The 12,832-nt window shown below is 58.8% G+C and carries 13 protein-coding genes; 7 read left to right on the top strand and 6 right to left on the bottom strand.

Features of this window, described 5'->3' with window-relative positions:
- The first annotated feature begins 71 nt into the window (after positions 1–71).
- From phnF to GDN47_RS08220, 3 genes are all read left to right on the top strand, one after another.
- Positions 72–830 carry a phosphonate metabolism transcriptional regulator PhnF gene (gene phnF, locus GDN47_RS08230; protein WP_152093022.1) on the top strand — a complete coding sequence of 253 codons (759 nt, stop codon included), beginning with the start codon at positions 72–74 and terminating at the stop codon, positions 828–830.
- A 101-nt stretch (positions 831–931) separates the two neighbouring features.
- Complete coding sequence (locus GDN47_RS08225; protein ID WP_152093021.1) at positions 932–1,753, top strand: class I SAM-dependent methyltransferase; 822 nt, start codon at positions 932–934, stop codon at positions 1,751–1,753.
- 130 nt (positions 1,754–1,883) lie between these two features.
- Positions 1,884–3,050 carry an acyltransferase family protein gene (locus tag GDN47_RS08220; RefSeq protein WP_233789811.1) on the top strand — a complete coding sequence of 389 codons (1,167 nt, stop codon included), beginning with the start codon at positions 1,884–1,886 and terminating at the stop codon, positions 3,048–3,050.
- 5 nt (positions 3,051–3,055) lie between these two features.
- Here GDN47_RS08220 and GDN47_RS08215 read toward each other — a convergent pair whose 3' ends face one another.
- A complete protein-coding gene (locus GDN47_RS08215) occupies positions 3,056–5,005 on the bottom strand; it encodes an FUSC family protein (RefSeq protein WP_162746288.1) in 1,950 nt (649 codons plus the stop codon).
- A gap of 165 nt (positions 5,006–5,170) precedes the next feature.
- On the opposite strand from GDN47_RS08215, the gene GDN47_RS08210 reads away from it, so the two are divergent.
- A complete protein-coding gene (locus GDN47_RS08210) occupies positions 5,171–6,073 on the top strand; it encodes a LysR family transcriptional regulator (RefSeq protein WP_113329355.1) in 903 nt (300 codons plus the stop codon).
- A 7-nt stretch (positions 6,074–6,080) separates the two neighbouring features.
- Here GDN47_RS08210 and GDN47_RS08205 read toward each other — a convergent pair whose 3' ends face one another.
- Entirely contained in the window at positions 6,081–7,007 is a 927-nt protein-coding gene (locus tag GDN47_RS08205; protein WP_113329354.1) for a cation diffusion facilitator family transporter, read from the bottom strand.
- A gap of 148 nt (positions 7,008–7,155) precedes the next feature.
- Positions 7,156–8,037, bottom strand: a complete 882-nt coding sequence (locus GDN47_RS08200; protein WP_233788649.1) for a helix-turn-helix transcriptional regulator — start codon at positions 8,035–8,037, stop codon at positions 7,156–7,158.
- Positions 8,038–8,160: 123 nt separating this feature from the next.
- Between GDN47_RS08200 and GDN47_RS08195 the strand changes: the two genes are divergently transcribed.
- Both GDN47_RS08195 and GDN47_RS08190 read left to right on the top strand, forming a co-directional pair.
- Positions 8,161–9,393, top strand: a complete 1,233-nt coding sequence (locus GDN47_RS08195; protein WP_113329790.1) for a cytochrome P450 — start codon at positions 8,161–8,163, stop codon at positions 9,391–9,393.
- 30 nt (positions 9,394–9,423) lie between these two features.
- Complete coding sequence (locus tag GDN47_RS08190; RefSeq protein ID WP_152093019.1) at positions 9,424–9,744, top strand: 2Fe-2S iron-sulfur cluster-binding protein; 321 nt, start codon at positions 9,424–9,426, stop codon at positions 9,742–9,744.
- Between the two features lie 166 nt (positions 9,745–9,910).
- On the opposite strand, the gene GDN47_RS08185 is transcribed toward GDN47_RS08190, so the two are convergent.
- The 3 genes from GDN47_RS08185 to GDN47_RS08175 form a co-directional block, all read right to left on the bottom strand.
- Entirely contained in the window at positions 9,911–10,957 is a 1,047-nt protein-coding gene (locus GDN47_RS08185; RefSeq protein WP_152093018.1) for an isopenicillin N synthase family dioxygenase, read from the bottom strand.
- 227 nt (positions 10,958–11,184) lie between these two features.
- Entirely contained in the window at positions 11,185–11,700 is a 516-nt protein-coding gene (locus GDN47_RS08180; protein ID WP_152093017.1) for a P-loop NTPase family protein, read from the bottom strand.
- A 106-nt stretch (positions 11,701–11,806) separates the two neighbouring features.
- Positions 11,807–12,310: an NUDIX hydrolase gene (locus tag GDN47_RS08175; protein WP_113329351.1), complete on the bottom strand. Its 504-nt coding sequence runs from the start codon at positions 12,308–12,310 to the stop codon at positions 11,807–11,809.
- Between the two features lie 132 nt (positions 12,311–12,442).
- Between GDN47_RS08175 and GDN47_RS08170 the strand changes: the two genes are divergently transcribed.
- A complete protein-coding gene (locus GDN47_RS08170; RefSeq protein ID WP_113329350.1) occupies positions 12,443–12,829 on the top strand; it encodes a VOC family protein in 387 nt (128 codons plus the stop codon).
- Positions 12,830–12,832 lie beyond the last annotated feature (3 nt).

Genomic DNA, 12,832 nt, shown 5'->3' with positions numbered 1-12,832 from the left:
CACAGATTGAAAATCGATGCTGTAGCCGATATATGACATTCGAATGACATGGTTGAATTCGGAAGGCAGGCATGGAGAAGAAATTGCTGCACGGGCAATGGCAACAGGTCGAGAGCGATATTGCGGAGGATATCCTGACCGGTCGCCTGTCACCAAAGGCGCAGCTTCCGACGGAATCCGACCTGATGGAACGTTTCGGCGTCGGACGGCACACCATACGGCGCGCCATTTCCCGTCTCGAAAGCCGGGGGCTCGTGCTGGTCGAGCAGGGGCGCGGAACCTTCGTCAGGGATAGTCGCCTCGATTATCGCCTGTCCGAACGCACGCGCTTTTCCCAGAACCTGCTCGATCAAGGCAGAGAACCGCTCGGTCAGGCCATTCATGAGGAGGTTGTCCCGGCTTCGGAATTGATCGCAGAGGCTTTGCGGCTTCCACTTGATGAGCCGGTTTATCATATTGTCCGCCGCGGCTTTGCCGACGAGGAGCCGATCAACTATTCGCATGCTTACTATCCGGTGCGCCGTTTTCCAGGTTTCGACGAGGCGCGGCGCAGCGGGCGAAGCGTCACCGTCATTCTGGCCGAATACGGTATCCCCGACTATATCCGCCTGCGCACGGATATCGTCGTCCGTCTGCCGACAAGCGAAGAGGCGAAACAGCTCTGCCAGTCCATGTCTCAGCCGGTGGCTGTGTCGAGAAAGGTGGACGTCGATCTCAAGGGCACGCCGATTTCCTATTCGGAATCCGTCTGGCCGGGCGAGCGCGTGCAATTCTCCATCGACAACACCAGCCAGCTTCTGGACGTGCTTGCGCGCGGTGACGCGGGCTGAATAGACCGGTTCTGCGCGATTGGGTCTCTTCAGAGCCTGAATGACGCGTCTGCTACGATATGCTAGTATCGGGCTTTCTCAGGCGCGCAGCGGGTGATGCGATGTTGGAGGCAGACAAGCTATTCGCTGGCTCGATTCCGGAAAATTACGACCGCCATATGGTGCCGTTGATTTTCGAGCCTTACGCGGCAGATATAGCCCAGCGAGCAGCGTCCTTGCGGCCCGACGCAGTGTTGGAAATCGCTGCAGGCACCGGCGTTGTCACCCGCGCATTGGCGCCGAAATTATCCCCCGGTGCAAACTACGTCGTCACCGACCTCAACCAGCCGATGCTCGATTACGCCGCTTCGCGGCAGGCTCCCGACAGCCGCATCACATGGCAGCAGGCGGATGCCCAGTCGTTGCCCTTCGAAAATGCATCCTTCGATCTCGTCTTTTGCCAGTTCGGCGCCATGTTTTTTCCGGACCGTATCTCGGCCTACCGCCAGGCAAAGCGCGTTCTGAAGCCCGGTGGGCATTTCCTCTTCAACGTCTGGGACCGCATCGAAGAGAACATGTTCGCGGATGATGTCACGAACGCGCTTGCCCGGATTTTTCCCAACGATCCGCCACGCTTTCTGGCGCGCACTCCGCATGGCTATCACGATGTGGATCGGATTCGCGGCGATCTCGAGAACGCTGGTTTCTCCGAAATTGCGATTGAAACGAGGGCCGAGCAAAGCCGGGCATCTTCGCCGCGTCTTCCGGCCGTCGCTTATTGTCAGGGAACTCTGCTTCGTAACGAAATCGAAGCCAGAGAAGCGGAGAAGCTGCAGGCTGCGACCGACTATGTCGCCGCCGCAATCGAAGCCCGACACGGTAGCGGCGAGGTTGCTGCTAAAATTCAGGCACATATCATCCTAGCGACGGCTTATCCTGCCTAATGTCTGAAATATTAACTGAAGAATAACTATAATCTAAAGCAGGGTTGCCGATTTATGCATGCGGCGACGAGTTGTTATATTGTCGCGGATACCAAATGGAGATCCAGGGCAATATTCGCTGAGCTTTCCGGTGAGGTTTCATAAGGAAATACCTGAGGGACGAGATGCGGGCGGCGACGCCGGCAAATCCGCTCATATGCTCTTGAACCTTCAGGTGCTGCGCGCGCTCGCAGCCTCTTCCGTGGTCATCGCCCATGCTCTGCACGAAACAGAGATCCTTGCAGCAGCGACAGGACGTGCAGCGGTCGATGGCTCTGCCTGGAATCTCGGTTTCGGCGTCGACATCTTCTTCGTTCTTTCCGGCTTCATCATGACCCACACTGCGGCATCGGAGTTCGGCAAGAGCGGCGCTCCGCTGCATTTTTTTCTGCGGCGTTGCGCTCGCGTCGTCCCCCTCTATTGGCTTTTGACGAGTATCATGCTGCTTGGCGCGCTCGCGGCACCCTCGCTTCTCGTCGTTCCCGTCGGCTCCATATCCCATGTTCTCGCCTCCTATTTCTTCATTCCGTCCGGGCGTGGCGTGGGGGAGATCAGGCCTGTACTCGCGCTTGGCTGGACCCTGAATTACGAGATGCTGTTCTATGTGTTCTTCGCACTGGCGCTCCTTTTGCCGATAAGGCTGGGGGTCGTCTGGCTGTCGGTGCTCATGGTCGGCATGGCGCTCGTCGGAAATCTCGTTGACCCCAGCCATGTCCAGATAGCATTCTGGACGAGCCCGATCATTCTGGAGTTCCTGTTTGGCGTCTATGTCGCTCTGATTTTCCGCAGCGGCGTGAGGATCGGCAAGGGTATTGCGTTCGGGCTCGTGGCCATAGGGCTTCTTGGCTTCGTTCATGTCTCCACGCTTTGGAACGATGCGGCCTTGCCGCAATTCCTGCGAAGCGGTTTGCCTGCGGCTCTGTTCGTTCTTGCGGCCGCAATCGGTCCTGTTTTGCCTCATAAGAGACCTGTACTCTGGAGTGTCGCTTTGGGAGATGCCTCCTATAGCCTCTACCTCGCCCATCCCTTTATCCTGCGACCCATGCGAGCCATTTGGGCGAAAGTGATCGGAGGGGCTCTGCCGCTTGGTCTGTTCGCTGGCTTCTCGACGCTCGCTGCTGCCCTGCTTGCCCTGGCGCTCTTCAGAGGTATCGAGAAGCCGCTTACGCGCCGCGTGCAGAGCGTCGTGCTCGGCTCGGCACGGCGCAAGCGGATATCGGCTGGGGTGCTCCCGGCAGCGGATACCGAGAGTGCCTGACGCTTTCAGGCGGTTCGCTTTTGGCGAAGATAATCGACGTGGTTCAATGCCGCCGAGGCGATCGTGTCGAGCTGGGTCGCAGCACGGATCAGCGTGTGGCGGGTCGAGATGTCGGGCTTGCTGATCCAGTAGGAAAGATGTTGGGCGGTCGCGCGCGAGACTTTTGCAAGACGAGCCGGATCGCCGCGACCGAGCTGACGCAGCACGACGTTCAGTGGTTTGGCAAGATGAGGGTGCTCTCTTGCCAGTTCGGCGAGCGTGATCGCAGCCTCGCCGATCGCAAGCGCGGCAAGCATTCCCCTTAGGTCGTCTTCCGCCTGTTTCTCGGGAACGCCGGCATTCGCCGCGGCCTCGCCCGCCAGGCGGTCGGCCGTCCTGCTCAGCCAATGCTCTCTCGTCCAATGGCCCGGAGACCGGCCGATATCCGCCAGATCGCGCAGCGTGGCGCGTTGCAGGCGCTGCCGCTTTGCCGGCAGGTTGGATGGAAAGAGCAGCGTGAAGACGAGTACGCCCGATCCCACACCAAGGATCAGCGCTAGGGCACCGTTCATGAAAGAAGCCGCATCGGCACGGCTGGTATTATCTGGGCCGACCAGATCCAGAAACAGAAAGGCAAAGCTCGTTGCCAGGGCGGCAGTGCGGACGTTGCGCATGGCAAGCCCGGTTGCAAACATGATGATGCCGATGACCATGGCCAGTTCGGTAAAGTCCGACAGCATCGGCAGGATGGCGAAATTGCAGATCGCTGCCGCAATCACCGCGACGAGCCCGCCCTTGAGGAAACCCATTCCGCCGACCACCGGATTGGGCCGGGTGGCAAACAGGGCGCAGATGACACCGAGAATGACAATGAAGCTCGGGCCGGATGGCCAGGCGGTTGCGATCCAGAACCAGGATCCGATGACGATGGCGACGAAGGTGCGAATACCGTTTTGAACTGCGTCGCGATGATCGACGTGGAAGGAGAGCCTTAGCCTTGAGGAGGGGGCTTTCTCGTCCGAGAACAGGGCCTGGCGCGTGAGTGCGCCATGGGCGGCTTCAAGCAGCCTATCGAGGTGATCCAGGATCAGAAGCCGAGGCGGGATCGCATGATCGGAGTCAACAGCAGTTTCGGAGAGTGCAATCCGAACATCTGCCCGCAATGCGGCAATGATATTGGGAGCGACCGGTGATGCGGAGCCGATAGCGTCGAGTGCCATAGCTGCTTTCTCGACGAGAGGTTCATCGAGATCCGGTCGCTCCGCGAGATGCTCGCGCAGAGACTGGGCGATCGCCATCTGGGTCAGCATTGCGACTGCGGCGCCGCGTAGATGGCCCAAACGGCTGCGTACGGAACGGGAGCTTGCGGCGGCATATTCTGCAGCGGCATCCAGCTCCAACGCGCCCGTCATTAGCCCTTGGAAACCCGAAGTGTTGCTCCGGCCGCGCAATGCGCGCGCGCAGAGATCGGAGACCTGGCGGAGATATGTTGTCAGTCGGTTCTGGGTCTCCTGCAGCGGCGTGCCAGGCGCGAAGACGGTGGTGAAAACCGCTTCCGTCATGATCCCCAGGGCGATGTAGATCACCCGTGCCACCGCAATGTCGAAGACCTCCAGCGGCGAACCGATGGAATCGAATGCGACGATAGCCGCGGTGTATCCTGCCAACACGGCACCGTAGGCGCGAAAATTGCGCAAGCCGGTGGCGAGCGCCGTGCACAGTCCCAGCCATAGGGCGAGCGACAGAATGAACAGCTCCGGCGCCTGCATGAAAAGCGCGACCATGGTCACCGCGGCGACGGCCCCGATGATCGTGCCCAAAATTCTGTATTGGCCTTTTGAAAGGCTCATGCCGCGGTTGGATTGAGCAACGATCCAGACCGTCATCGGCGCCCATTTCGGATCGTCGAGATTGAGCAGGAAGGCGATGTAGAGCGCTACGAGCGAGGCTGCGGTCGTTCGTAGCGCGAAACCCACTGCCGGTCGCGTCAACCACGGTGGCAACGCAAGCCCATGTGCCAAGGAGCTGAATAGTCGTGCTGAGTTGAGAGGTGCCACGGTCATGCGCGTAGCCATAACGGTATGGACGAATAAGGATAATGGCGTAAATTCAGGATATATTATTGCTGAAAACGGTAGAATATGGCCAGGGACCTCGAGAGCATTCGGATTTTTCTGCGCGTTGCGGAACGCGGCAGTTTCACCGCCGCCGCGACACAACTGCGGCTGCCTTTGACGAGCGTTAGCCGCCGCGTAAAACAGCTCGAGGACGATCTCGGCGTTCAATTGTTGTATCGCACGACCCGGCGTGTATCGGTCACGGATGCCGGGCGCGACTATTACGAGCGCTGCATCAGGGCAGAGGAGATCCTGGAGGAGGCGGACCAGACAGCACGCGCTGTGCGCATCGAGCCGCAGGGTATGTTGCGCGTCCTCATGCCCTATACGCTCGGCCTGAGTGTCGTGGAGCCAAGACTGGGCGAGTTTCGGCAGAACTATCAAAAGGTGCAGCTGGCCCTGACTTACGATAACTATCCCCTCGACCTCATCGAGCACGGCTTCGACGTGGCATTGCGAACGGGACCGCTCTCCGATTCCGGCTATTCTGTGCGCACGCTCGGTCGGTCTCGCGCCCACCTAGCCGCAAGCCCCGCCTATCTCGACAGGTTCGGCCGACCGGAACGTCCACAGGATCTCAGAGAGCATGCCGTGATGATGATGGGCGCCGGCACATCTTTGGCGACGGTGCGCTTGCTCGACGAAGCCAGCAATGTGGCCGAGGTCATCGTCAAGCCGATACTGATGTCGAACGAGGTAACCACCATCATCCGCCAGGCCGTTGCCGGTGCAGGCATAGCGCTGGTATCGCCTCAACTGGCCGCGCAGCACTTTGCGCGCGGCGAACTCGAAGCGGTTCTCCCGCAATGGCAGCGAGCCGATGATATCGAGCTCAACGCACTCTTTCCAAGACGCGCTACGTCGGATCGAAAGGTGCGCAGTTTCGTCGATTTTCTCGCCGAAGTGTTCAAGGATTGGCGGGGGTAGCGGCTGCTCAATCCGCCCATTCCGGATCCGTCGTAAAAGCGATCGTCAGCCAGCGGTCCGGCCCTTCGTCGCCGATCGCTTCACCGATTTCGTCGCGGATATGGTCCCATTCCTCCAGCTTCTTCGCCGGTCCATCCGGTGGAACGATGAAGTAGAGTTCGATCTGCTTGCCGCGGCCGACCCGCGCGACATAGGAGCGGTAGGATAAGAAATTGTAGCGTCGAACTATGTCGGTCGCGACGCGATCGACATGCTCCCGAAGATCCGCAGGTGTCACGAGCAGGATGTCGGCGAATGCCTGCTTGATCGTTCCGATCGGCATGGGAATGACGATGAGGCAGACGAGAGCCAGAGCGACCGGATCGACATAGGGCGACATCCACTGCAGCTTCGTTCCCTGAATGAAAAAGCCGAAGATGAAGGCGAGGAGCAATGCGCCGCTGAGGCTGCCGGTCATGATCCAGGCCTTGGCGTCCAGTGCGATGAAATTGGATCTGAGCGTCTTGTTCGCGCGGTTGCCATAGGCCGCCATCAGGAAGGCGATGATCATGGTCAGCACCGCGTAGATGATGGCTTGATCGAAAGAGAGATGACGGCCGCCGGCCATGATGCTGCCGATGGCGTTGATCAGGGCATAGACGGCGGCTCCCGTCAGGAGGACGCCATTGAGGCCAAGCACCATCGGCTCGAGGTGCCAGAAGCCCATGGTGAAATGCTTGGCGAATTTGCCGGCGGGTGTCGTGTTCGTCGCGGAGGATATGATCAGATTGGAAACGATCAGCGCCACGATCGTCATACTCGCATCGGTTAGCGCGTAGACGCCGTCAAAGACGATCGCATAGGAGCCGGAGAGAATGCCGAAGACGATACCGGCGATGGCCAGAACGAATGTCACGATGATGGAAATGCGCAGGACGCTTTGTTCGGTCGTCACTTCTTAATCCCCAGCTAAAGCGCGGCATGCATTTCGAATAATCTGGCATGCACGACAGACTTCTATCGCGTCATATGTCCCAAGCCAATCGAGATGGTTCAGTCATGAAATACCTCTTCAAGCGTAAGCTGAGAGGCACTCAATCGCCTCAGGATCGGCGTGGTCTGTCGTTTTCGCCCTGCCGTCTAAACTCGCTCGGCGTGACGCCCACCAGCTTCTTGAAGTCACGGGCAAAGTGGAATGGATCGGGGTAGCCGCATCTGGCGGCGATCTTGCCGATCTGCTCATCCGTTATCACCAGCAACCGCTTGGCGGCGTTTACGCGCTCGTGCCGTAGCCAGTCGATAGGCGTCGTTCCCGTTCTCTGACGGAAGCGTCGGAACAGTTGGGCTTGGCTCAGATTGGCGGCGGGCGCGAGCTCTGCCACCGTCCAGGCGCGTGACAGATCGGCTCGAACCGTCTCCATGACCCGCTGCAGGCGCTGAACGGCGCCGCCAACGTCACTATTGTAGGCCCGCTCCGATACCAATGAAGAGATCAACTGGGCGAGCAAGGCGAAGCACTGGCTCTCTGCAAAGAAGCCTCTTCCTTCCACTTCACCGAGGATTCCCTCAAAGATGCCTTGTAGATTGTGCACAGCCTTCATGTCGAAAACCGGATTGGCGACCACGCCAAGGCTGTCAAACAGGGTATCGAGCCCGTATCCGACGAAGCCCACCCATAGATAGGACCAGTGCGCATGGCGTGGCTCGCAGCGATGCGAATACAACATTGAGGAGTCCAGCCAAGCGATCGTCCCTTCATGCAGCTGGCTGGAGACTCCGTTGACCTGCAACAGGCCTTTTCCGCCGAGAGTAAGGATCAAGGTGTGATGGTTGAAGCGGTGGGCTATCGGCATTTCCGCTGGCGTACAGATCCGGCGTCCGGCGGCGAGAAGCGTGTAGGGAAAGGCGCGGGACAACTTGCCCGGAGTCTGAAAGAAGACGTCGTCAAGGGGGAGGGTTGCTGGTGAAGTCGCTTTATCGGTCATGGCGACCTAACCCTATTGGGGAATGAGAGTTTTATCCATATGGCTGCGGTTGGCATCCATGTCTTTTCATGCCGTGCCGCTGTATTCTACGGTGATAAACCAGAATGGACAAAGGTCCTGATTATGCCGACGGCAACCCCAGCATTCGATCCGCTCAGCCAAGCGTTCACTGACGATCCCTATGCCGCCTACCGTGAGCTGCGCGCCACTCCCGGTCCCGTCTATTACGAGCATTTCGACATATGGCTGCTGTCGCGCTATCAGGATGTGGCCGTTGCCGCCGCTGACAAGACGCTCGTGCGCTCGCTCGAATTCTTTCTTTCCCCGGAGGAGATACAGGAGCAGAAGGTTCGGCAGAATTGGCACGACATGCCGAACCATTCGCGCTTCGTGCAATTCAGCCTTCTGGATTCCGATGGTGAAACCCATGACCGGCTGCGCCGCAAGGTGTTCCGTGAATTTACCCCGGCACTCGTTGCGCGCCAGCGCGGCATGATACAGGATTTCGTCGACCGCCTGCTCGACCGTCTCCTGCAGGCAGGTACGATCGATTTCGTGGAAGATCTCGCCTCGCAGGTTCCCGGGCACATCATCGGCTCCGTGTTGGGCGTGCCCGAGGAATATGCCGGGCAGCTGCGCAAGTGGTCGGAAGAGGTCGTGCAGTATTTCGATGTCGATCGCAGCGCCGAGCGCAAGGCGATCGCCGAACGCGCGACGACGGAATTCTACGAACTCCTCAAGGAACTCATCGCCGAGCGTGTACGCAATCCGCGCGACGATCTTCTCTGTCGGCTGACCGAGGCGCATGTTGCCGGCGAGCTGACCGAAGACGAACTCGTGTCCACCTGCATGCTGATCCTCATGGCCGGACATGGCTCGACCATCGATGTGTTGGGTAGCGGCATGCATGCTTTGATGCAATATCCCGATGCTCTGAGCAAGCTGCGGGAAACCCAGGCCGTGATGCCGACTGCCATCCAGGAAATGTTCCGCTTCGAGTCACCGCTGCCATTCTTTCATCGCTACCTGACGGAAGAAAAGACGATTGCCGGCACGCCACTGCCTAAGGGCACGAAGATCGGCCTGCTCTATGGCGCTGCCAATCGTGATCCGGAGCAATTTGACTCACCCGATGTGTTCAATGTCGAGCGCACCCCCAACCGCCATTTGGCCTTCGGCGGCGGCGCGCATTTCTGTCTCGGCAATCATCTCGCGCGGCTGGACATGGAGATCATTTTCTCGACGCTCCTGCGACGCACCCGCGCGATAGAACTGCTGGATGACAGTCCCGCCTACAAGCGCGGGCTCTCGGTGCGCGGTCCGCAACGTCTGGATGTTCGTCTTATTGCCGCGTGAACGGGCTTACCGAAAAATATGGAGAATGCAATGTGTGAAATCGTGTTCATCGATTCCGCTGGTCGTGAGACGCGTGTTAAGGCGCAGGAGGGTGAAACGCTGATGGCTGTGGCCGTCAGGAGCGGCATCGATGGCATCGTGGCACAATGCGGCGGCGCCTTGGCCTGCGGTACCTGTCATTGCTACATCGAGCAACCTCATCTCGATCTTCTGCCGCCGCCTTCCGAAGAAGAGGCGACGATGATCGAATTCGTGATGGAGCCGGCGCCGAACAGCCGCTTGAGCTGTCAGATTCTCGCAAGCAGCGTCATCGACGGCATGCGTGTCGTCGTGCCGGATAGTCAGCACTAGGGACGGTTCAGTTTTTCACGGAATCTCTGAACCGCTCTATCTCTTTGGTTTCGCGCAATTCCGGACGGAAAACCGCTGCGCACTTTTCCTGGAATTGCTCTCGGAGCTGGCCTTCAGACGAGATGTCTGAGCTAGCGACCTCGTTCGAATTTTCAGAGTATCCGGCCTAAACCGACTGTTCCGATGCCAGGAGATCGGCATAATGGGCGCGAGCGACATCCGGGTGGGAACGCAAGCGGCTCTTCAGCTGGTTCTGACCAACTTCGCGGAAGATCGGGTTCAAGGGGTCGACCGAGATGCCGCGCTCCGATCGTTTCAGCTCTTCCGGCAACTCGATGACGGGGATCGTCGCATCCGGTCGGGAACCGAGGAAGAAGGCGACGGAGAAACGTTCGACGCCGGCAGGCGGTGCGATGACGTCATGCACGTCGGCGCGCACGAAGCCGTTCGTCGCAAGCTCAAGCAACTCGCCGGTATTGATGACGAAGGTGCCCGGCACCGGCGGTGCGTCGATCCAGACGCCGTCTTCCGTGCGCACGCGCAGGCCGGGCGTGGTGTCCTGGAGCAGCACGGTGACGAAGCCGCCATCCTTGTGAGCGCCGACGCCCTGATCCGTTTCGGCGACGTCCCGGCCGGGATAGCGGATGATCTTCAGAAGCTGCGAGGCCTGCGGCTCATAAATATCGGCGAAGACGTTTTCCTGCTGGCCGAGAGCTGCGGCGATCGCCTTCAGCACGTCGATGCCGATGCGCGTCACCTCGGCCTGATAGGTAAGCAGCAGAGGCTTGAGTTCCGGCAACGCCTCCGGCCACTGGTTCGGTCCCTGGAGGCGCCGCCAAGCCGGCGTGTCCGGACCGATCTCGAAGGGTGTACTTTCGGTGTTGATGTCGAGCTGCTCGCGCCAATCCTGTTCGCCGCGGGTACGCTCCTGGCCGGCGCGATTGTAGCCGCGGAAGTGCGGTGACTTGACCATCTCGATCTTGAGCTTTTCTTCCATGGGCAGCGCGAAGAAACGCTTGGCCGTTGCGACCACATCGGCAATCAGCTGGGGATCGACGCCGTGCCCCGTCAGATAGAAGAAGCCGTGATCGTAGAGCACCGTGCGAAGCTCTGCGATGAAGGCCTGATGTTCTGCCGGCGAAGCATAGAGGCGCGACAGATCAAGCGTTGGAAGCGATGCATCGGAGCCAGTCGGCGTGGTATGGCGGGGCAATGAGGTTTCCTCTTCGAAGCTCGTCTTTGTTTTCGGACCGCAATGCCATCGCCTGCCGTGTCCGAGCCTTGGTGATGCAAATGGTTCTTATGGGTTTAGGCAAGGCTAAAAGCCCTTTGTTATCAAAGCAAAGAAGATAATCTCAAAGATCGCGGATCTTTTGGAATGGTTTTACGGTCGTCGTTCTCGCGACTGCCGCTTATCTGAATAGTCATCAAGGCCGCAGTTCACCCCAATTCCTTCGTAAGCGCATCCAGCTCATCGACACTGCCTATCCGTGTCAGCGCCTTGCCGGCATTTTGCGCTTCCGTGCACAGGCGGCGAATGCCGGGCATCCAGTCTTGCTCGATTTCCCATATGGTCCGGAACAGATCTCGCGTCGGTGGCATGGCCGAAAGTCCGCCGGGCGCGTTTTCGATCGTGCCCGACTGCCAGGCGATCTGCCGCTCGGCCGCGAGCCAGAAATGCATCCAGAGCGGCATATCGATGAGGATGATCTCGGTCACGCGATTTATCCGTGCCGGGATCGAATTCTTGTGCCCCAGGCCATCGATGACCCAATTCTCACCCGATAGGATCCTTTCATGCTGCTCGGTATAAGTCTCGATCGGTGTGGGAATCCAGCCTTCCTGCCAAAGCAGCCTGTCGATCTCGAAATGGGGAATCGCGTGGCGCTCGCTCAATTTGCGGGCGAGGGTGGATTTCCCACCGCCTGCATTTCCCAAAATGGCGATGCGCGACATTGGATGACGACCTGACGATTCGAGCCTATCGGAAACTCGGCAAACATGCCGGAGCTTTTATGAAGTTATTTCCTTGTTGTTGCAATTGATGCAGACGGCAGGAGACTCAGGCTGCGTCGCGCCGCACGAAATGCTGAATGCCAGCGGGATTGGTGACGATGAGGTTGCGTATGGGAGTTGGCACCAGGTCGAACCGGTCGAGCCCGACCAGCGTGGAAGGTGCCCAGCGAAATTCGAGGTCGGCATTGCCATCCTTCACCCGATGGACGATTTCCGTTTCGTGAAACGGAAATGGCTGCAGCAGCTCCGCCTCGTAATAGACGCTAACTTCGTGAACACGTCGTCCGGCAAATTCGAAGAAATTTTCGATGATGAAGCGTAAAGGTCCGATGGTCGCCTTGCAGCCGATTTCCTCTTCGATCTCGCGGGCAAGTGTCTCGGCGCCTGCCTCATGAAACTCCACCCGGCCGCCGGGCAAAGACCAGAAGTTGTCCGTGAGTGCGCGGTGAATAAGGATATGATCGCCCTGGCGGATCATTGCTCCGGCGCGCAATTGAAAGCGGGATTCTCCCGAATCCATGACGATCATGGTTCGTGCGGTTTCTGCCATGGGCGGCCTCCGATTGCGAGACGAGGTGGAAATCATTTGCCAGATACCAGCATCCGGTTCTCAGATATAGTGAAGCAGTTTGAAGGTTGTTTTTCGTTTGCTTCGTTTCCCCTAATCGAGCAGGTCCTGGCGATGCGTTTCGTAAATCCAATCCCCTTCGTCAGCGATATCGAGCGTTCGAAGGCGTTCTACTGTGAGCTGTTGGGCCTCAGGGCTTTGAATGACTTTGGCAGCTTCGTGCTGTTTGAAACCGGCTTTGCGATTCATGATGGAAAATCGCTGGAGCAAACGGTCTGGAGGGAAAGCAGCGAAACATCCGAACCCTATGGGCGGCGAAACATCCTTCTCTATTTCGAACATGAGGACGTGGATGCTGCCTTCGAGGCGATAGCGCCGCATGTCAATCTCATTCATCCCATCGAAAGGCAGGAATGGGGGCAGCGCGTATTCCGCTTCTATGATCCTGACGGTCATGCGGTGGAGATCGGCGAACCGCAGCCGGACCTGAAGGCCGGTTGATTC

Source organism: Martinezella dioscoreae (genome assembly GCF_009176305.1).
Lineage (GTDB): Bacteria > Pseudomonadota > Alphaproteobacteria > Rhizobiales > Rhizobiaceae > Rhizobium > Rhizobium dioscoreae.
This window is presented reverse-complemented; position numbering and strand designations above follow the sequence as displayed.